At 66.6% G+C, this 19027-nt stretch carries 22 protein-coding genes; 11 read left to right on the top strand and 11 right to left on the bottom strand.

Going from position 1 to position 19027, the window contains the following annotated elements; genetic code table 11:
- Positions 1 to 84 precede the first annotated feature (84 nt).
- Positions 85 to 948: a putative protein N(5)-glutamine methyltransferase gene (locus ACVWZ8_RS06225; RefSeq protein ID WP_456504121.1), complete on the top strand. Its 864-nt coding sequence runs from the start codon at positions 85 to 87 to the stop codon at positions 946 to 948.
- Here ACVWZ8_RS06225 and ACVWZ8_RS06220 read toward each other — a convergent pair whose 3' ends face one another.
- The 4 genes from ACVWZ8_RS06220 to ACVWZ8_RS06205 form a co-directional block, all read right to left on the bottom strand.
- Entirely contained in the window at positions 949 to 1416 is a 468-nt protein-coding gene (locus ACVWZ8_RS06220; protein WP_456504120.1) for a hypothetical protein, read from the bottom strand. It lies immediately after the preceding gene.
- An 89-nt stretch (positions 1417 to 1505) separates the two neighbouring features.
- Positions 1506 to 1769, bottom strand: coding sequence for a GlsB/YeaQ/YmgE family stress response membrane protein (locus ACVWZ8_RS06215; protein ID WP_426975739.1), 264 nt, complete (start codon positions 1767 to 1769; stop codon positions 1506 to 1508).
- A gap of 130 nt (positions 1770 to 1899) precedes the next feature.
- Positions 1900 to 2871, bottom strand: coding sequence for an aldo/keto reductase (locus tag ACVWZ8_RS06210; RefSeq protein WP_426975740.1), 972 nt, complete (start codon positions 2869 to 2871; stop codon positions 1900 to 1902).
- A gap of 33 nt (positions 2872 to 2904) precedes the next feature.
- Entirely contained in the window at positions 2905 to 3780 is an 876-nt protein-coding gene (locus tag ACVWZ8_RS06205; protein ID WP_456504119.1) for an aldo/keto reductase, read from the bottom strand.
- Between the two features lie 117 nt (positions 3781 to 3897).
- Here ACVWZ8_RS06205 and ACVWZ8_RS06200 point away from each other — a divergent pair, with 117 nt between their 5' ends.
- Positions 3898 to 4245: an MmyB family transcriptional regulator gene (locus tag ACVWZ8_RS06200; protein ID WP_456504118.1), complete on the top strand. Its 348-nt coding sequence runs from the start codon at positions 3898 to 3900 to the stop codon at positions 4243 to 4245.
- On the opposite strand, the gene ACVWZ8_RS06195 is transcribed toward ACVWZ8_RS06200, so the two are convergent.
- Together ACVWZ8_RS06195 and ACVWZ8_RS06190 are read right to left on the bottom strand one after the other, a co-directional pair.
- Positions 4217 to 4426, bottom strand: coding sequence for a dodecin (locus tag ACVWZ8_RS06195; protein ID WP_426975743.1), 210 nt, complete (start codon positions 4424 to 4426; stop codon positions 4217 to 4219). The two genes, ACVWZ8_RS06200 and ACVWZ8_RS06195, sit on opposite strands and share 29 nt — an antisense overlap.
- A gap of 75 nt (positions 4427 to 4501) precedes the next feature.
- The gene (locus ACVWZ8_RS06190) at positions 4502 to 5296 is read right to left on the bottom strand and encodes an SGNH/GDSL hydrolase family protein (protein ID WP_456505912.1); all 795 of its coding nucleotides are present in this window, start codon (positions 5294 to 5296) and stop codon (positions 4502 to 4504) included.
- A 257-nt stretch (positions 5297 to 5553) separates the two neighbouring features.
- On the opposite strand from ACVWZ8_RS06190, the gene ACVWZ8_RS06185 reads away from it, so the two are divergent.
- Positions 5554 to 5811, top strand: coding sequence for a metal-sensitive transcriptional regulator (locus ACVWZ8_RS06185; protein ID WP_354245727.1), 258 nt, complete (start codon positions 5554 to 5556; stop codon positions 5809 to 5811).
- Between the two features lie 65 nt (positions 5812 to 5876).
- Here the strand turns inward: ACVWZ8_RS06185 and ACVWZ8_RS06180 are convergent, their stop codons facing one another.
- Positions 5877 to 6587 (bottom strand): FadR/GntR family transcriptional regulator, encoded by a 711-nt coding sequence (locus ACVWZ8_RS06180; RefSeq protein WP_426975745.1) that lies wholly within the window; start codon positions 6585 to 6587, stop codon positions 5877 to 5879.
- Between the two features lie 189 nt (positions 6588 to 6776).
- Between ACVWZ8_RS06180 and ACVWZ8_RS06175 the strand changes: the two genes are divergently transcribed.
- From ACVWZ8_RS06175 to ACVWZ8_RS06160, 4 genes are all read left to right on the top strand, one after another.
- Positions 6777 to 8300 (top strand): four-carbon acid sugar kinase family protein, encoded by a 1524-nt coding sequence (locus ACVWZ8_RS06175; protein WP_456504117.1) that lies wholly within the window; start codon positions 6777 to 6779, stop codon positions 8298 to 8300.
- A 76-nt stretch (positions 8301 to 8376) separates the two neighbouring features.
- Complete coding sequence (locus tag ACVWZ8_RS06170; RefSeq protein WP_456505911.1) at positions 8377 to 9279, top strand: NAD(P)-dependent oxidoreductase; 903 nt, start codon at positions 8377 to 8379, stop codon at positions 9277 to 9279.
- A gap of 67 nt (positions 9280 to 9346) precedes the next feature.
- The gene (locus ACVWZ8_RS06165; protein ID WP_426975747.1) at positions 9347 to 10813 is read left to right on the top strand and encodes a GntP family transporter; all 1467 of its coding nucleotides are present in this window, start codon (positions 9347 to 9349) and stop codon (positions 10811 to 10813) included.
- Positions 10813 to 11688, top strand: coding sequence for a class II fructose-bisphosphate aldolase (locus ACVWZ8_RS06160; RefSeq protein WP_456504116.1), 876 nt, complete (start codon positions 10813 to 10815; stop codon positions 11686 to 11688). The genes ACVWZ8_RS06165 and ACVWZ8_RS06160 overlap by 1 nt, the downstream gene beginning before the upstream one ends.
- A gap of 352 nt (positions 11689 to 12040) precedes the next feature.
- Here ACVWZ8_RS06160 and ACVWZ8_RS06155 read toward each other — a convergent pair whose 3' ends face one another.
- A complete protein-coding gene (locus ACVWZ8_RS06155) occupies positions 12041 to 12736 on the bottom strand; it encodes an alpha/beta hydrolase (RefSeq protein WP_456504115.1) in 696 nt (231 codons plus the stop codon).
- On the bottom strand, positions 12737 to 13378 hold the full coding sequence (locus tag ACVWZ8_RS06150) for an NADPH-dependent F420 reductase (RefSeq protein WP_426975750.1): 642 nt from the start codon (positions 13376 to 13378) through the stop codon (positions 12737 to 12739). It abuts the gene before it with no gap.
- 451 nt (positions 13379 to 13829) lie between these two features.
- On the opposite strand from ACVWZ8_RS06150, the gene ACVWZ8_RS06145 reads away from it, so the two are divergent.
- On the top strand, positions 13830 to 14174 hold the full coding sequence (locus ACVWZ8_RS06145) for a GNAT family N-acetyltransferase (RefSeq protein WP_426975751.1): 345 nt from the start codon (positions 13830 to 13832) through the stop codon (positions 14172 to 14174).
- Positions 14175 to 14272: 98 nt separating this feature from the next.
- Positions 14273 to 15055 (top strand): SDR family NAD(P)-dependent oxidoreductase, encoded by a 783-nt coding sequence (locus tag ACVWZ8_RS06140; RefSeq protein ID WP_426975752.1) that lies wholly within the window; start codon positions 14273 to 14275, stop codon positions 15053 to 15055.
- Positions 15056 to 15059: 4 nt separating this feature from the next.
- On the opposite strand, the gene ACVWZ8_RS06135 is transcribed toward ACVWZ8_RS06140, so the two are convergent.
- Both ACVWZ8_RS06135 and ACVWZ8_RS06130 read right to left on the bottom strand, forming a co-directional pair.
- Positions 15060 to 16103, bottom strand: coding sequence for an FUSC family protein (locus ACVWZ8_RS06135; RefSeq protein ID WP_456504114.1), 1044 nt, complete (start codon positions 16101 to 16103; stop codon positions 15060 to 15062).
- Between the two features lie 208 nt (positions 16104 to 16311).
- Positions 16312 to 17910 (bottom strand): MFS transporter, encoded by a 1599-nt coding sequence (locus ACVWZ8_RS06130; RefSeq protein ID WP_426975754.1) that lies wholly within the window; start codon positions 17908 to 17910, stop codon positions 16312 to 16314.
- Between the two features lie 398 nt (positions 17911 to 18308).
- Here ACVWZ8_RS06130 and ACVWZ8_RS06125 point away from each other — a divergent pair, with 398 nt between their 5' ends.
- Positions 18309 to 18539, top strand: coding sequence for a hypothetical protein (locus ACVWZ8_RS06125; RefSeq protein WP_426975755.1), 231 nt, complete (start codon positions 18309 to 18311; stop codon positions 18537 to 18539).
- A gap of 163 nt (positions 18540 to 18702) precedes the next feature.
- Positions 18703 to 18960 (top strand): hypothetical protein, encoded by a 258-nt coding sequence (locus tag ACVWZ8_RS06120; protein ID WP_456504113.1) that lies wholly within the window; start codon positions 18703 to 18705, stop codon positions 18958 to 18960.
- The last annotated feature ends 67 nt before the right edge of the window (positions 18961 to 19027 follow it).

Here is a 19027-nt window from a genome sequence, read left to right as displayed (position 1 = left end):
CCAGGGTTCGCCTTACGCTGGTGTCATCCTGCCAGTTCGGTAGCATGGGAATTCCGAGCACCAGGAGCGGAAAGGGGCCTTGCCATGACGGGATCCCCGGCGTCCCAGCCCGCCAATCACCGCCTGAGTCCTGCGCTCGTCACTGCGGTCGACCCCGCGGTCGTCGGGAGGCTCCGGGCGGCCGGCTGCGTTTTCGCCGAAGAAGAGGCCCGGCTGCTGGCCGCAGCCGCCGGCTCGACGGAGCAACTCGATACCCTCGTGGACCAGAGGGTTTCGGGGCTGCCGCTCGAGCACATCCTCGGCTGGGCGGAGTTCTGCGGGCTGCGGATCGACGTGGATGCCGGCGTTTTCGTTCCCCGCCGCCGCACCGAGTTCCTCGTGCGGCAGGGGGTGCTGCTCCTGCAGGCATCCGGGCAACCGTTTCCGTTGTCCGACGGCGCCGGTCTTCCGGTCGTCGTCGACCTGTGCTGCGGTTCGGGGGCCGTCGGGACCGCGCTCGCGGCACTGGCGGGGCCGGTGGAGCTGCACGCTGCCGACGTCGACCCGGCTGCGGTCAGCTGTGCGCGTCGGAATATCCTCCCCCTCGGAGGGGAGGTCCACGAGGGCGATCTGTACGGTCCGCTGCCGGCGGGGCTGCGCGGGCGGGTCGACCTGCTGGCGGTCAACGCGCCCTACGTGCCTACTGCGGGGATCAGGACCATGCCGCAGGAAGCCCGCCTGCACGAGCCGCGGGTCTCCCTCGACGGAGGTGCGGACGGGCTTGATGTACAACGGAGGGTGGCAGACGCGGCGACGCAATGGCTGGGACCGGGCGGGCACCTGCTGATCGAGACGAGCAGGCGTCAGGCGCCGCAGACGGTGGACTTGTTCCTCCGCAACGGGCTGACCGCCCGGGTGGCCAGATCCGAGGAACTGGATGCCACGGTGGTCATCGGTGCGCTGGTGTAGCTAAGACGCCTTGTCCGGATCAACGTTAGTGGCCGCCCCGGCAGCAGTGGCTCCGCCCTCGTCGGACCAGTCCTGGCCGGCCTGGTCGTTCAGGGCCGGATCCGACTCGACATCGGGCGCCGCGAAGGCCGCGGAGGTCCCGAGATTGACTGTTACCGGATGCGTGCTGTGGGCCGGGATGTTGCCTTCCGGAACCCCCTTGGCAGCCCCCTGAGCGCTGCCCTCGCGGCGGAGGGCGGAACCGATGACGGTTCCGGCGCGGCGCGCGGCCTCGGTGAACTGTTCCGACACCTCGGGGGCCTTTTCCTTGACTACCTCGCCAGCGGCGGTCAGCTTGTCCTGGACAGGTTTGCTCTCCCAGAGGGCTGCAGCCCGGGACTTGAGCTTTTCGTAGGCTGCCCGACCGGACCGAGACCCGAGGACGTAGCCCGCGGCCATTCCGGTTCCGAAGAGAAGTTTGGCTTTCATGCTGTACTCCTGCTCTTTAAAGTTTGTAGTGTGGCAAAAAGCGGGCCCCGGGATAAACCCCGGGGCCGGCTGTCAGCCAGGCTCCGCTATTAGCGAGCCGAGCGCCTGGTGATCATGCCATAAACGAGCAGGACGATGATCGCGCCGCCGATGGCCAGCAGCCACGTCGACAGCGAGAAGAACTCATTGATGCCCGTGTGGAAGAGCAGTCCGCCAATCCAGCCGCCAAGAATGGCACCGACAACGCCGAGCAGCAGCGTCATGAAGATGCCGCCGCCCTGCCGGCCCGGCAGGATTGCCTTAGCGATTGCTCCGGCGATCAGACCCAGAATCAGAAATGCGAAAAAACCCATGTTTATCGTTCCTTCTTCTTTCATTGAGGAGACACCCGGGTTGCCGGGTGCGCTTCATCCTTCCGCATCAATACTAATCATGCTTAGTAAAAAAGAGCCACCCGGGCTGGGGGAAAATCCCCGGCTCGCCTCACCAGGCATAGTCCTCCGGGGCGGTCCGGTGGCCAGGGAAGATTTCGTCGAGACGCTTGAGCGCATCGGCGTCGAGCGTCACATCGAGCGCGCGGACGGCGGCGTCGAGCTGGTCCTGGGTGCGGGGGCCCACGATCGGTGCGGTCACGGCGGGCTGGTGCAACAGCCAGGCCAGGGCCACGTCCCCGGGTTCGTGCCCCAGTTCACCGGCGAAGTCCTCGTACTGCCGGATCTGTTCCTCGTGTGTCTTGAGGGAATCGAGCGCGCGGCCCTCCGCGCGGCGGACGCCGTCGCGCTCCTTCTTCAGCACGCCGCCGAGCAGGCCGCCGTGCAGCGGCGACCAGGGGAGGATGCCCAGGCCATACTGCTGCGCGGCCGGAATGACTTCCAGCTCCACATTGCGGGTCAACAGGTTGTAGATGGACTGTTCGCTGACCAGCCCGTTCGTGTGCCGTCGCGAGGCTGCCTCCTGCGCCTGGGCAATGTGCCAGCCGGCGAAGTTGCTGCTGCCCGAGTACAGGATCTTGCCCTGCTGGACGGCGACGTCGATTGCCTGCCAGATCTCGTCCCACGGGGTGTTCCGGTCCACGTGGTGGAACTGGTAGAGATCGATGTAGTCGGTCTGCAGCCGTTTCAGGCTCGCGTCCAGGGCCCGCCTGATGTTCAGGGCGGAGAGCTTGGACTCGTTGGGCCGGTCCGTCATGGTGCCGTAGAGCTTGGTGCCGAGCACGGTGCGTTCGCGGCGTTCGCCGCCTTTGGCGAACCAGCGGCCCAGGATCTCTTCCGTCCAGCCCCGGTGGCCGCTTCCGCCGTAAACATTGGCGGTGTCGAAGAAGTTGATGCCGGAATCCAAAGCCGAATCCATGATCGAGTGGGCGTCCGCTTCCTCGGTCTGGGGGCCGAAGTTCATGGTGCCCAGGCAGAGGCGGGAAACTTTCAGGCCGGAGCGGCCCAGATGGGTGTACTGCACGGATTCTTCCTCGTTTTCTCTTGCTGGGACGTCCTAAAGCTGGCTGTGCGACGCCGTGGCGGGGTCTGAGCCGATCCGGGAACCGGTCTCCAGCTGTGTGATGGCGGCCAGCTCCGCGGGAGTCAGGGTGATGGCCGCTGACTTGAGGTTTTCCAGCATGCGGCCCGGCGTCGAGGACTTGGGGATGGCAATAGTGCCGGAGCCGAGGTGCCAGGCGAGAACGATCTGAGCCGGCGTGGCACCATACTTGTCGGCCAGGGCCGTGACCGTATCTTCAGCCAGGTCTGAACCCTGCCCCAGCGGGCTGTAGGCCTCGACGGCGATCTCCAGCGAGCGGCTCCTGGCGGCGAGTTCGCGCTGCTGGAAGCTGGGGTGGATTTCGATCTGGTTGACGGCCGGAACCACCTCCGCGGCTCCCAGGAGTGTGTCCAGGTGGCCGCTGAGGAAATTGGAGACACCGATCGCGCGGACCTGCTGCTGGGCGTAGAGCTGCTCCATTGCCTGCCAGGCTTGGGTGTAGAGCCCTTGTGCGGGCACCGGCCAGTGGATGAGGTAGAGGTCGATGACCTCGAGTCCCAGCGCCTTCCGGCTGTTCCGGAAGGCTTCGCGAGCGTTGCCCTGCTCGCCGTTCCGCAGCTTGGTGGTGACGAAGAGTTCCTCGCGCGGGATTCCGGAGGCGGCAATCGCCGCCCCCACCCCCGCCTCGTTGCGGTAGGCGGCGGCCGTGTCGATATGGCGGTAGCCGGCGGCCAGCGCGTCCTCGACGATCCGCTGGGTTTCCTCCGGCGGCACCTGGAACACGCCGAAGCCCAGCTGGGGGACGGTCACCCCGTTGTTGAGCGTCACTTCGGGGAGGATGGGGCGCTGCGCGGCGGCCGCTTCGGTGCCGCCGGGCTGGATCTCGGACATCTCGTGCTCTCTTCGCTGGTGGGGCCGGACCCTTGTGATGTTCCGGTGCTGCTTGAGGGTCCCTGTCGAACCGAGCCTATGCAGTCCCGCAGGGGATTCGGAAAATTCCTCAAAGCCATGCGGTCGCGGCTGAAGCCGGAGGATGCCGGCCTGCCCGGCGGTGTTGGCGCGGCATCCCCATGCGGTGCCGTCCAGTCACAGGGTGTGCGCCCGGCGCTGCGGCAGTTGCTGGAGGCCGGGGGGACGTGTCGGCCCTGGTCCTCGGGCGTCCTGCGGCTACGCCGCCCGATCGTCGGCGAGCCGGAACTGAATTTCGGGAACCTCGTCCTGCCGGACGATTCCGGCCAGATGCTGCGGATCTTCTCTGCCCGGCCGGGGACGCCGTCGGCCGATTCGCTGATGCTGCTGGCCAGCTACGGCGCCCCGGCCGCGGACATCAGCGCTCCAGGCGGAATCCGAGCTTGATCGTCACCTGCCAATCGGCAACCTCGCCGTTTTCGAGGTGGCCGCGGACTTCCTTCACTTCAAACCAGTCGAGGTTGCGCAGGGTCTTTGCTGCCTCCGAGATCCCATTGCGGACGGCCGCGTCAACGCCTTCATTCGAGGTTCCGACAATTTCAGAAATGCTGTAAGTGTGATTAGACAACTTCGCTCCTCGTGATCGCCTTCGATGCCCGGCTGCGGGCCGTTCCTGCAGATTAGCCGACAGATCGCGGCTGGACTAGGGGTGCGGCACGGCGCTTTCGGACCCAGCGACCGGACCCGGCCGGGGACGTTTGGCTGCCAGCGGCGCACCGTCGCCCCGTGGCCGGACCCGGCTCACCATCCAGGGCAGCAGGTAGTTCGTGAGCCAGGCGACGTCGCCTGCCTTGCTTTCCCGCCAGCCGCCGGACGGCAGGGGCTTGGGTTGCAGGGGCCGCAGGCTGTGGGGCACGTTCAGGGTCTCCAGGACCATTGCCGCGATGGTGTGGTGGCCCATCGGCGAGAAGTGCAGGCGGTCCGGATCCCACATCCGCGGATCCGACAGTTGCCGCAGCGTCCACAAATCGGCGATAACGCCGTTATGGCGCGCCGCGATGGTCCGGATGTTCTCGTTGAACACGGCCACTTTTCCCCGGATATGGCCAAACAACGGAGTGTCCCCCCAGTCCGGGCCGGTGAACAGAACGATGGTCGCCCCGGTGGCGCTGAGCATGCCCACCGCGGCGTCGAGGGTGGCGGCCAGCCGGTCCGGATCGCTCCGGTGGAAGACGAGATCGTTGCCGCCGGCCGAGAGGGTGACCAGATCAGGCTTCAGCTCGATCGCAGGGCCCAGCTGCTGGTCCAGGATCTGGCGAAGCACGAGTCCGCTGATGGCGAGGTTCGCGTACGCGAAGTCCCTCCGTCCCTCGCTCAGCTCTTCAGCAATACGGTCCGCCCAGCCCCTCATGCCGCCGGGACTGCGCGGCTCAGGGTCCCCGATCCCCGCGGTGAACGAATCCCCCATGGCCACGTACCGGTTCCACGGCCCGGCGATCCCTGCACCCGCGGTGTGGCCCCTGGTGTGGACTGTGGCGCCGGGGCGGCCGGCGCCTGAATCGAAGAAACGGGCGGCGTTCACATTCCCAGCAATACGCTGATATTCCGGGCGCCGGTAGGTACTAAGGTCCCTTGCGCGCCGAGGGCGGGAGGGTGCTCCGCGGCATTGTTCCATGTAGTTATACCGCTAGGGGTATACCTAATACTGCCCGGGGTATACGATGGATAAGAAGTCGACTGCTCCCGGAGGTGCCCATGGAACTCGATCCCGCCGACATGAAGTCCGTCATCAACCGCCTTCGTCGTGCCCAGGGCCAGCTTGCTGCCGTCACCCGGATGATCGAGGAGGGCCGCGACTGCAAGAGCGTGGTGACCCAGTTGGCGGCCGTCTCCAGCGCCTTGGACAAGGCCGGATTCTCCATTATCGCCACGGGCCTGCAACAGTGCATGCAGCAGGAAGACCCCAGCCTGGACCGGGCTGAGCTGGAAAAACTGTTCCTCTCCCTGGCCTGAGCCCGGGCAGCCCGGATGCCGCCCGGGCGCACTGCACGCCGCCGCAGCTTCGTGGTGCGCCCTAGCTAGGCGGAATGCACCTTCAGGACGTAGCTCTTGAGGTCGTCGAGCGTCTGCTGCATGTGTGCGTCCATGGCGTCGCGGGCGCGGTGCGGATCGCGTGAGGCCAAGGCATCCGCGATCTGCTGATGGTGCCAGACCGCATGCTCCTGGATGTCCGGCACCTTCGAGGTTTCGGTGCGGCCCTTCTCCAGAATCCGGTGCAGGGGTTCGAACAGCACTGCGGCAAAGACGTTCTCGGAGGCCTTGAGGATGAGGTCGTGGAACGCCAGGTCTGCCTCCACAAAAGCCGCGACGTCGTTGCTGCCGTGGGCGCTCCGCATCGCCTCCAGATGCCCGTAGAGGCTCTCGAGGTCGGCGTCCCCGATCCGGGCCGCGGCTAGTTCGCAGGCGCCGCTTTCCAGCATCCGGCGGAGTTCGATCAACTGGACGGCCGCGGAAGCATCGTTTTTCCCTTCCGAGGCTGCCCGCAGCACGGCCTCCAGGGATGCCCAGCGGTTGAGCGGGTTCACGAAAGTGCCCCGGCCCCGCTCCACGCTGAGGATTCGTTGGGCCTCCAGGGTCTTCATTGCCTCGCGTACGGTCATGCGGCTGACTTCGTGCCTCGCGCTTAGCTCGAGCTCGCCGGGGACACTTGTTCCCGGCGGAAACTCGCCGGCAATGATCCGGTCCAGCAGTTCGTCCGCCACGACCCCGACCAACGATTTCCTAGCCAATATTCCCCGTCCAACGACTTGGTCCTGCTTGATGACGTCCTGCTCGATGACGTCCTGCTCGAAGACACAGTCAACTTGCGCGCCCCTGTGCCTTATGACACACTATCACTCGGACATAAGATGTCAGACATCTTACAAATATCTCAACTGCGGACCTGCCGCAGATCTATATACACAATGGAGTGCAAAGTGCCCCTTGAAGCAGACGTACTCGCCGCCTTCCCGGCCGAGGTACAGATCCCCGCCCGGCTGGTCGCCAACAGCGTGGCCGCCTCGGCCCAGGACTTTCCCCGGATCCTGGTGGTCCTTGACGATGACCCCACCGGCACCCAGTCGGTAGCGGATCTGCCGGTCCTGACCCGCTGGGAGCCGGCCGACTTCGCCTGGGCCTTCGCCCACCAAATCGACGGCCAACGCCCCCGCGCCGTTTATGTGCTCACGAACACCCGCAGCCTGGACCCGGCCGAAGCGGCAGGCCGCAACGAGGAGGTCGTCCGGAACGCCCTGGCGGCCGCCGGTGCCGCCGGATCCAGTGCTGCTGAAGTCGCGATCCGCCTGAGTTTCGTCAGCCGCAGTGATTCCACCCTGCGGGGCCACTACCCGCTGGAACCGGATGTCATTGCCGCCACCGTCGCCGCGGTCAGCGGCGAGCAGACTGACGGCGTCGTGATCGTCCCCGCGTTCCCCGACGCCGGCCGCGTCACCATCGGCGGCGTGCACTACATGCGCGGCCCCGGTCCGGAGGTCGGCCGGCTCACGCCCGTCGCCGAGACGGAATTCGCCAAGGACGCGAGCTTCGGCTTCGCCAACTCCGAGCTGGCCAGGTATGTGGAGGAGAAGTCCCAGGGGCGTTTCGCCGCGGACTCGGTGATCGTCCTGGATCTGAACATCATCCGCGCCGGCGCCGCCCGGGACGGTGTCCCAGCGGACCCGGCCGTCTCCGCCAAGGCCATCGCCGACGCGATCGAGACCGCCGAGCAGTCCACCCCGATCGTCGCGGACATCGTCACCGAAAACGACCTCCGCGCCCTGGCCCTCGGCCTGGAGGAAGCCGAACGCCGCGGCAAGAAGCTCCTCTACCGCGTCGGCCCGCCGTTCGTCCGCGCCCGGATCGGCCAGGAGATCCGTTCCGAGCTCAGCGGCGAGGAAGCCTACGCCGGCAACACCCCCTCGGAGGCCGGCGGCCTGATCGTCGTCGGCTCGCATGTCGGCGTCACCACCCGCCAGCTCAAGGTCCTCACCGAACAGCACAGCGCCGCCCGCATCGTCGAGATCGACGTCGAACAGCTCCTCGGCGAGGAAGCGGACAGCTACCTGGACCGGACCGTTGACACGGTTATCGAAGCCCTGCACGGCGGCGACGTGATCGTCCACACCAGCCGCCTGCTGATCAAGACCGACGACGCCGCCGCAAGCCTGCGGATCGCGCGCACCGTCTCGGCCGCCGTCGTCGCCGTCGTGAACCGCACGCTCAAGGCCTTCCCGCCGCGGTTCGTGATCGCCAAGGGCGGCATCACGTCCTCGGACGTCGCCGCCCACGGGCTGGAGATCCGGCACGCGATCGTCCGCGGGCCCATGCTGCCGGGCATCGTGAGCCTCTGGGAACCGGTGGACGGGCCCGCGAAGGGCATCCCGTACATCGTGTTCGCCGGCAACGTCGGCGACGACGAGTCCCTGGCCCAGGTCACCCGCAAACTCAGCAACACCTTCTAGTCCCCACCTGCCCCTGGCAGGTGTGGGCCCACCCAAACTCACGCCTTCAACGGAGAAAACCATGACCGCACAGCACATGACCGCACACGACTACACAGTCGCCGTCCTCGGCCTTGGCGCCATGGGCCTGCCGATGGCCACCCGCCTGGCCACCCGGCTGACCGTCCACGGCTTCGACATCGCCGAGCCGCGGCTGAAGCTCGCCGAAGAGGCGGGCATCCGGACCTTTGTCTCCGCCCGGGACGCCGCCGGGGGCGCCGACGCCCTGCTGCTGGCCGTGCGCAACGGCGAACAGCTCGACGACGTCCTCTTCGGCGAGAACGGCGTCGCCTCCGTGCTGAAGCCGGGCGCCGTCGTGATCCTCGGCAGCACCGTGGGCACCGAAGCCATCCCGGCCACCGTCGCCCGCCTCGCGGAATCCGGCGTGGCCCTGGTCGACGCGCCGCTCTCCGGCGGACCCAAGCGCGCCGGCGAAGGCGACCTGCTGATCGTCGTCGGCGCCGAGCCGGCCGCCCTGGAAGCCGCCCGCCCGGTCCTGGAACTGCTCGCCTCCACCCTGACCGTGGTCGGGGACAAGCCCGGCGACGGCCAGGCCCTCAAGACCGTCAACCAGCTGCTGTGCGGCATCCACATCGCCGCCGCCGCCGAGGCCATGGCCCTGGCCGACGCCCTGGGCCTGGACCAGGCCAAGACCCTCGCCGCCCTCGAAGCCGGCGCAGCAGGCTCCTTCATGCTCTCCAACCGCGGCCCCCGGATCCTGGAGGCCTACACGGAAAACGGCGCCGAGGTCCTCAGCCGCCTGGACATCTTCGTCAAGGACATGGGCATCGTCGGCAAGGCCACCCGCGCCGCCGGACTCGCCGCCCCCGTGGCCGCCGCCGCCGAGCAGCTCTACCTCCTCGGCCAGGCCCAGGGCCTCGCCGCCGCCGACGACTCCGCCGTCATCAAGGTCATCGCCCCCACCAAACGCACGGCCTAGCAAGAATCCCTTCTGCTTCCCACCCCTACTTTTACGACACATTCCTGTCAAAGGAGACACCCTCACGATGACCCCCCTGATCAACTCCCTGGCGGTGCGCGCCGCAGACGCGCCCGTCATCAAGCCTGCCGTGGAGCTGGGAACTCCGCTGCTGCTGACCATCGCCGTTGCCGGCGTAGCCCTGCTTCTGCTGATGATCATCCGCTTCAAGATCCAGGCCTTCGTGGCCCTGCTGAGCGTCAGCATCCTGGTGGCCGTGGCCGCCCAGATCCCGCTCAAGGACGTGTTCACCGTGGTGGCCAACGGCGTGGGAAGCACGCTGGGCAAGGTCGCAATCCTGATCGCCCTGGGCGCCGTGCTGGGCCGGATGATCGAGGTCTCCGGCGGCGTCCAGTCACTCGCGGACCACTTCACCCGGAAACTGGGCGCCAAGCGCGTGGCCGTGGCCCTCACCGCCGTCGGCTTCCTCGTCGCCATCCCGGTCTTCTTCGAGGTGGGCATCATCGTGCTCGTCCCGATCGTCTACGCGTTCTCCAAGATCGCCAACCTGCACCCGGTGAAGTTCGGCCTGCCGATGGCGGGCATCATGCTCTCCATCCACGTCGCGGTCCCGCCGCACCCGGGAATCGTGGCCGGCGCGGGCGTGCTCGGCGCAGACATCGGCCTGATTGCCCTGATTTCCCTGGCCATCTGCGTGCCGCTCGGCTTCCTGTCCTACTGGGTGGCCAGCATCATGAACCGTAAGGACTACGAGCTGCTGCCGAGTGTTAAGGCCCAGGTCGACGAGTTCGGCTCCGATTCGCTGGTCCGAGCCGGCCACGTCGGCCCCGGCCACCACGCCATCGCCCCGCCCCGCCCGGGACTGATCATCTTCCTCATCGCCGCGCCGATCACGCAGATCCTGCTGGGCACCGTCGGCACCCTCGTGATCGACAAGAAGGACTACTGGTACGGCGTCGCCGCCTTCGTCGGCAACCCGTTCTTTGCCCTCCTCGTGGCGGTGGGGCTCTCCTTCTTCCTCCTTGCCGTCCGCCGCCAGTGGTCCCTGAAGGAAACCGGTGAGATCTTCGAGGGCGCGCTTCCGCCGATCGCCTCGATCCTCATGGTCGTGGCCGCAGGCGGTGTCTTCGGCGGCGTGCTGCAGGTGTCCGGCATCGGCAAGGCGCTCTCCGAGACGCTCGACACGCTGGGTGTGCCTTTGCTGCTGCTCGGCTTCATCATCTCCCTCGCGCTCCGTGCCGCCCAGGGCTCGGCCACCGTCGCCATCGTCACCACCACGGGACTCCTGTCCGCTGCGGTGGCAGCCGGCGGTTACACCCCGGCGCAGATTGCCGTGATCGTCATCGCGATTGGGTTCGGTTCCCTTGGGCTCTCGCATGTGACCGACGCCGGCTTCTGGGTCGTCGTGCGCTACTACGGATTGACCGTGGCGGACGGGCTACGCACCTGGACCGTGCTGACCACCATCCTCGGGCTCGCAGGCTTCGCGCTGACGTTCGTGGCCTGGATCATGGTGGGAGGCATGAGCGCCTGATGCGGGCCCGACTCGATCACCTTGTTTCCTCTGCCCTCCAGCAGGGCTCGGCGGTGCCGGCCTTCACATGCTACGACTTCACCACGGCCCTCGCCGTGGTGGGCGCGGCCGAGGAGGCCGGCCGGGGCGCCATCCTCCTGGTGGCGCCCAAGACGGCGGCCACGCCGAACGGCCTGCGGCTGATCGCCGCTCTTCGCGGGCTGGCCGACGGCGCCGGCGTGCCTATCGCAGTCCAGCTGGACCACGCCGCCGACCTCACCGTGATTGCCGACGCCGTCGCCGCGGGGGCGGACTCCGTGCTGGTGGACGGATCGTCGCTGCCGTACGAAGAAAACATTGCGCTGGTCCGGGCAGCCCGGACGGCCCTGGACGGGCAGGGGAGCGCCGACGTCGTCCTCGAAGCCGAACTCGGCGGCATCGCCGGCGACGAGGACCGCGCCTTTGAAGCCGACGCTGCAGGCAGCGCACCGGCAGCAGGCACCGCCGGTCTCACCGACTCCGGCCAGGTGGAGGACTTCGTGTCCCGGACCGGCGCACAGCTGCTGGCCGTGGCGGTCGGAAACGTCCACGGGAAGTACCAGGGGGAGCCACGGCTCCGCTGGGACGTGCTGCAGGACATCGCGGTGCGCACCCGCATCCCGCTGGTGCTGCACGGCGCCTCGGGTATCCCCGCCGCCGAACTCGTCAAGGCCGCCGCCATGAACGTCGGCAAGGTCAACTTCAATACCGAGCTGCGCACCGGAATACTGACGATGCTGGAGGAACGCACAGTGGCGCACCGGGCTGACGGCGAAAACCTCCAGGGCCTGCTGGCCGAGTGGGACCACGCCGCACGGAACTTCGCCGCGAACGCCCTGCGCACACTGTCCCGCTGACGCCGGCGCAAGACGCAACCGGCGGAAGGGGGAGGCCAGGATCAGACCATGATCCTGGCCTCCCTCCTTTTGGCCTGAACCAGTGGAGCAGCCTTGCGGATCCAGGCACCGCCTTTCTGGCGGCACCACGCCACAGCGTCGCTGACCCACAGCAGTGGTTCCTCGTGGGGCTTGCAGTGTATGTACTGCGAGCCCTCCCCACTACCGTGAGATTTCAGATGCTTTGCGATCATCCGGCGGTCGGCCCGTTCCAAAGATTCGTCGCTTTCCAGCACAAGCTTGGTTGCCCCGCGGCCACCAGATCAGCTTCCGAAGCGTGCTCTCCCGGAGCTCAGGCAGTAGTCGTGAATACTCAGGTGCGCCTTTCCAACTCCTCGTCAGGGTCATTTGCGGGGCTACTCGCCTCCGGACGGGCGAGGAACGCAAGCCGTTCGTGGATCCAGCCCCCGAGCTCGGCCAGGGTCTGGCCGGTAACGCCGTGCCCGCCGGGATCGCGGCGTGCGTATGCAGATGCAGCGGATTCCGTGACCAGGTACCGCCAGGTGCGCTGCAGCAGCTCCGGCGGGATAACTCTGTCCTGCTCACCCTGAGCGACGAATACCGGAACACCGGCCAACCGGGCAGGCGTGACGGGCACGCCTGCGTCGAACGGCAGGGTGCCATACAGAATCGCCGCGCCGGCAAAGCGTTGCGGGTCCGCAAGTAACAGGCCGCCCGCGAAGGCCGCGCCCCCGCTGAAACCGACCAGCACAACCGGCCGGCCGGCCGGGGCCACGGCGTCAAGCCAGGTCCGGAACCACGCCATGGTATCGGCTAGCGACTCCGCGACGGGGCGGCCGATGCCGCGGTTGGCGAACCACGCATAGCCGCCGCCTTCGGCAATCGGCGCCCGTACCGCGGCATAGGCAGGACCGGATGGCAACTGGTCGGCGAGACCGATAATCTCACGTTCGTTTGAGCCCCGGCCGTGCAGCAGCACCACCAGTGGCTGCGCCGGGTCAGATGATCCGGCAGTCGCCACCACAGGCGGGGTGTTGGTGGGTTGCATCTAGTTGGTGACCTTAAGGCCGGTGTCCCAGTTGAAGTCGGAGAACTCGGGGTTGGCCTGGAGTGTCATCAGGACAAACTGGAAGCCTTCGAGTTCCCCGGCGCGCTTGAGCGGTCCGACGACCAGGGGGCGCAGGCCTGCGGTGCTGACGAAGCTGCTGACTGCATTGGTGGCGTCGGCGTCGTCTCCGGCGATGAAGACATCCAGCGGCTGGCCGCCGGACTCGCCGGCGACAAGGGTGCCCGCGAAGGTGGTGTTGAAGGCCTTGACCACGTTTGCGCTAGCCGGGGCAAGCTTGGCGATTTCCTCGGCGGCGGACGTGCCTGCCTCCACCACCAGTGAGTCGAAGGTTTCGAAGTTCACCGGGTTGGTGATGTCCACGATTGTCTTTCCGGCCAGGGCTTCGCCGTACGTGCTGACCACGGACTTGGCGGCATCGAAGGGGACGGCCAGGACCACGATGTTGCCCTGCGGGGTGTCGGCGGTGGTGCCGAAGGTGACGCCTGCCCCCAGCTCGTTGGCCAGGGCCTGGGCCTTAGCGGTTTCCTGGCCGAGGATCTCGACTGTCTGGTTTGCGGCGAGGGCGCGGGTGGCGATGCCCCGGGCCATGTTGCCGTTGCCAATGATGGTGATGTTCGTCATGGGGGTCTTCTTTCCAAATATGCGGGCGAGGAGGATTTTCATCAGATTCTGTTCTGTCGAGTGATTTTTCAATACTTGAAGCTACAACCAACATACTCCTGAAAAGTTGAATACTCAAGCATTTGCGTGATTGCGCAGCTGCTCTACGTTGATGACGTCCATGATGACGCCGCCCTTGAACATCTCCGCCGTGCCGCGCTTGACGTGGCCGCAGGGCAGCAACCTTGCGCTGGGGCCGCCCGTCGCACTGGTCCTGTACTCCGGAAACAGTCTCCCTCGGCGATGCCGCCTCAACGGGCCCACGCTGGGACTCCTTGGCGGGGGAGCGGCATGTTTTGCGCTCGCGGTTCTGCTGCCGGGCCGCGACGGCCGGGAGGCATCCGAGGACGGGTCGGACGGACGGGTCGGACGGACCATTGCCACGCCCGCCTTTTAGTGCCAATGTCGAACCATGACGGAGAACTCGGCAGCCACTGAAGACACGTTCCGCCCGGACGTCACCACCACCCGCAATGATGCCCTGCACCGCTACGAGTTGCACGTCGGCGGCAAGCTGGCAGTCGAGATTCGTTACATCGACGAACCAGGCCACGTGGACTTCATCCGCACCGACACAGTGGAACAGTTCCAGGGCCAGGGGCTCGGCAAAGTGCTGGCCCACTTCGCCTTGGATGACGTTGTGGCGTCAGGCAAACGGATCATCCCGAACTGTCCGTTCATGTACCGGTACCTCCGCAAACATGACGCCTACAACCAGTGCGTCGACTGGCCGGAGCAGCCCCCGCCGGGAGCCTGATCGAGGTTCCGTGCACCTCCGGACAGGGCCCGGGGCACCACCTGGCCGCGGGACTGCCCCTGGCCTGATGGGCCGCCTGGCTCGCCTAAGCTGTCGCTATGACGCCAACCGCCGAGAAGCACTCTGACACCACTGCCCTGATCACCGGCGCCACCGCGGGAATCGGGGCGGAGTTCGCCCGCCAGCTCGCCGAGCAGGGGCACCATGTGGTGCTGGTTGCCCGCGACGCCGCCAGGCTCCAGGCCAAGGCGGAGGACTTGGAGCGGCGCTACAGTGTCCGCGCCGAAGTGATCTCCGCCGACCTGGCGGACGACGCCGGCGTGGCCACCGTCGTCGCACGGCTCTCAGATCCTTCACGGCCGGTGGAGATCCTGGTCAACAACGCGGGGATCGGTTTGCTGCGTTCCTTCGCGGAGAACGATATTGCCGAAGAGAGAAGGCATCTCAAGCTGCACGTTGAAACCGCCATGGAGCTCAGCCATGCCGCGCTGCAGGGAATGCTGGAGCGCGGGTCCGGCAGGATCATCAACGTGGCCAGTGTGGCGGCATTCCTGCCCCGCGGAACGTACTCCGCCGCGAAGGCCTGGCTGCTGAGCTTCTCCCGCGGCGCCAACCTTGCCTATGCCAAGCGCGGCGTGAACGTCACGGCGGTGTGCCCCGGCTTCACGCACACCGAGTTCCACGACCGCATGGGCATGGACAAGGCGGTGGCTCCGCGCTGGATGTGGCTGCAGGCGGAACGTGTGGTGCGCGAAGGCCTGGCCGACAACGGCAAAGGCAAGGCCGTCTCGATCCCGACCAGGCGTTACAAGCTGCTGACCGCGGCCGCGAGGATCCTGCCCTCCCGGTTTGTGGCCGGGCCGCCGCGCCGGGCGAAGTAGCCTCTCACCGCCGCCGGCGGATCAGGACAACAACGAGGATGCCGATGCCGGCGCCAAGCAGGGTCTCGACGGCGCGTTCAGTTACCAGCGTCCGGGGGTCTGCGGGGGCTGCGAGCTGGGTCATCAGCAGGATCACTGGCGTGAAGGACACCATGGCCAGCCCATAGTGCCGGGTCATGAACAGCTCCGTGGTGAATTGCAGGACAATCACGAGCAGTGCCAGGACAGCGGTCTCGTGGCCGGGAAAGGCACGCAGGGGAGAGAGCACCCAGGGAAACAGCACCAGGGAAACCACGACGAGTCCCACCAGGGTCCCGACGATCCGGTGCAGGCCGCGGTAGACGCTGCTGGGCATGTCCGCCCCTGCCAGGGGCACTGCCGCGGCGGCCATAGCCCAGTGCGGGTGCCCGCTTCCGCTGAGGACCCCGATGGATCCGGCCACCCCGACCGCGGCGAGATAGCGGGCCGCATGAATCCGGGCTGCCCGGCGTCGGGCCCCGAGCAGCGGCGGGACATCGCGTTCGGCGCCGCGTTCCCAGACGCGGCCTCGCATCCAGCCGCCAAAGCCAACCACCATGGAAAACAGAGCGGACAGCGCGCCGATCAGGACCGCGGTGTGCCAGTGGACGGTTGTGGGAATGGAGGCGCAGGCGCCCAGGGCCAGAATACCGAAGAACGGGCCGTTGGGCTTCAGTGCGACCTTGTCCGCGAACACGGACCCTGCCACCGCCAGCAATGCTTCGGTGACTACGAGCACCCAGGATTGGACATGGTTTATCGAGAGGAAGACGCCGACGGCCAGCCCGCCCACCAGCAGGAAGGCGGCCTGGCCCTGGTGCTTGAGCCGCAGCTGATGGGGCTCGGCCCGGCCGTACATGCCGGTCAGGGCGCCGAACACCGCGTAGATGATGAGGTCCGGGCCGCCCGCGACGAGGAGCGCGAGGGACGGGACGGCCACGCTGACGGCCATGCGCACCGCTGAGACATGGTCCCTGTTGGCCGGTGCCAGGCGGTGCAGGCTTCGGAGGTGCCCTCTGAGGGACTGCACGGGGTGCCTCCTTTTCCTATCTCGGGCTGGGCGGGCTGCTGGGGGCTGCTTCACGGGTTGCTTCCGGACGCGCCTAAGGCCTGCCTTGAGTGCTTCCCCCAAGGGGTAAAGCACGCAAGGCAGGCCTCAACGGGCGGGGCTGAACTACAAAGTCTGAACTAGCCGGTCCGGATCAGGATGATCCGGACCGGGCTGCCAGGGGGCAAGCTCAGGCCGGGGCCGGAACTTTTTCGGTTTCGCGGGCCGTCGTCGAATCAGCCGCCGGAGCAGCGAATGGCATGTCCATGTGCTCCAGATCGATCAGCGGGTTCTCGTCCTGGGTAGCAACGAGCTCGCGGGCCTCGGCCTGCGTGTCGACGCTGGGCATGGAGCCCGGCAGCGGACGCTGGGCCGATTCCTTCAGGAAGTAGATGGCCACCGCGCCGATCAGCGAGGTCCCCATCAGGTAGTAGGCGGGCATCATGTCGTCGCCCGTGGCGCCGATCAGTGCAGCGACGATGAACGGCGTGGTTCCGCCGAAGATGGCCACGGCGAAGTTGTAGGCAATGCCCATGGCCCCGTAGCGGCTGGCGGTGGGGAACTGCGCCGGAAGGGCTGAAGCAAGATTCGCCACGTAGAACGTCACCGGAAAAGCGATGAGCGACAGCCCGGCCAGCGTGGACCAGATATCGCCGATGCCGATCAACAGGAACGCAGGGGTTGCCAGCACCACGGTGCTGATGGCGCCGATCCACAGGACAGGCCGGCGGCCGATCCGGTCGGACAGCTTGCCGGTCAGCGGAATGCAGAGGCTCATGATGACGAGCACGGGGATCGTCAGCAGTGTGCCGTGAACGGGATCGTACCCCTTGGACTCGGTGAGATACGTCGGCATGTAGGAAGTCAGGGCGTAGCCGGCCGTGTTGGCGGCTGCCACCAGGATCATGGCAACGATGAGCGAGCGCCAGTAGGCCTTCACGATGCCCACCGGGCCCTTCGACGCGGCGGCATCCCCGGCGCTGGCGTCCTTGGAAGTTTTCTCCTGGGCGTCCAGGGTCGACTGGAACTGCGGGGATTCCTCGATCTTGTTCCGGAAGTAGATTGCGATCAGGCCCAGCGGGCCGGCCACGAGGAACGGAATCCGCCAGCCCCACTGCTCCATGGTGTCCTGCCCCAGGGTCAGCTGGAGCGCGGAGACGAGGGCGGCGCCGAGGGCGAAGCCGATGTAGCTGCCCATGTCCAGGAAGCTGGCGAAGAATCCCCGGCGTTTGTCCGGGGCGTATTCGCTCACGAACGTGGTGGCGCCGGCGTATTCGCCGCCGGTGGAGAAGCCCTGGACGAGTTTGAGGACAACCAGGAGCGCTGCTGCCCAGATGCCGATCTGGGCGTAGCCGGGCAGGAGCCCGACGGCGAAGGTGCTGGCCGCCATGATCATCAGCGTGGTCGCGAGAACCTTCTGGCGGCCGATCTTGTCGCCGAGCAAGCCGAAGAGGACACCGCCCAGGGGGCGGGCAATGAAGGTGGCGGCAAAGGTTCCCAGCAGGAACAGCGTCTGCACGGACTTGTCAGCCTCGGGCAGAAACACCGGTCCCATGGTGGTGATCAGGTAGCCGAACACGCCGACGTCGTACCATTCCATGGTGTTACCGACGATGGTGCCGCCGAGGGCTTTCTTGAGCATCGGCTGGTCCACGACGTTTACGTCGGACTCTTTGAGTCGACGGCGAAGTAGCTTTGGTTTTCTCGCACCCTTGGGTGCAATTTGGTTGGTCCGGCTGGCGTTCAAAACGCCTGCTGAAGAGTCGGTCATGCTTCGGTCTGTGGGCATATGGGAAACTCCTGTGGAGGTCATTTGCTTGCGACTTGTAGCTGCCCCGCTCTGGGCAGGCTTTCAATTTTACTCGATTTCCATGGATTTTCCGAGTCCAGTGCAGTATGATCCACTGTTTCCGCCCTCTGCAGGGCCGGTCGGCGAAATTTTTTTCCCCGGTTTCACCGCGCCATTGCTAGGAAGCGGCGGCGTGCGCGGGGCCGCATCCAAACTTTCTGCAGCGACGGCGTCCGGAACCGGGTTCTGGCCGGAATCGGCGCCTTCCGGGCCGGCCGGGACGCACCGCCGAGGACCCCTTGGCACCCGAAAAAAGGGGGTACCCACGGTGTCCGGAATGCACTTAGGGTTGAATCCAGCGGAGTGCTGATGAGAAGCCACACTGAGGAGAGCAGTCCATGACTGGCAAAGACACCGAAAAAAGCAACAAGACCGCACCCGAAACCGGTGCGGATGCCAAGCCGGCGGAGGAGGGGAAGGGCATCAAATCCCGCCTGACCGATGCTCAAAAGGAAATGCTGGCCAGCAAGTCGCGCGGCGGAGCCGGTTCACAAAGCGTCGGCCACAGCCACAAGCCGACCCACGTCAGCGGAAAGCAGGGCCCGGCGGAAAAGAAGGTCCGCTGGTAACCGCTACAGACAACTCATCCGTGCCGACCTACCATGGATGAACACTTCATTTCACAGCGGTAGTGCACATGATCAATGTGCACCGACGTTAATTTGCACCGACGTAAATGTGCACGGCGGTTACTTGCACGGCGGTTAATTTGCGCAGCGGAAAGGAAGAGCAATGGCGGAACATCACCACGAAAAAGAGATCGAACCGGAGGTGGCGAGCCATTTGGCGGAGTCCATCGATGACGCTCCTGGCCCCGAACCGGTGCACCGCGTCCCACCGCCAGCGTCCGAGGGGCACGAGTGGCCGGACGGCAGCGGCAAGCATCGCCATCCCAAGGAGCACGAACCGAAGCTGGGCAGGGCGGGCCAGGAGGCCGCGGTGAACGCGGTCCACCGGATCACCCCGCCGGACACACCGCACTCCTCTTGAACCGCCACCGCTCCGGCTCTTGAACGGCGCCCGGATGGCCCGGAACAACCGGACTCGGTTGCTCCGG

This window comes from Arthrobacter sp. UYCu723 (assembly GCF_054059215.1).
Note: the sequence above shows the minus strand (reverse complement) of the source record. Positions and strands in the feature narration are given on the sequence as shown.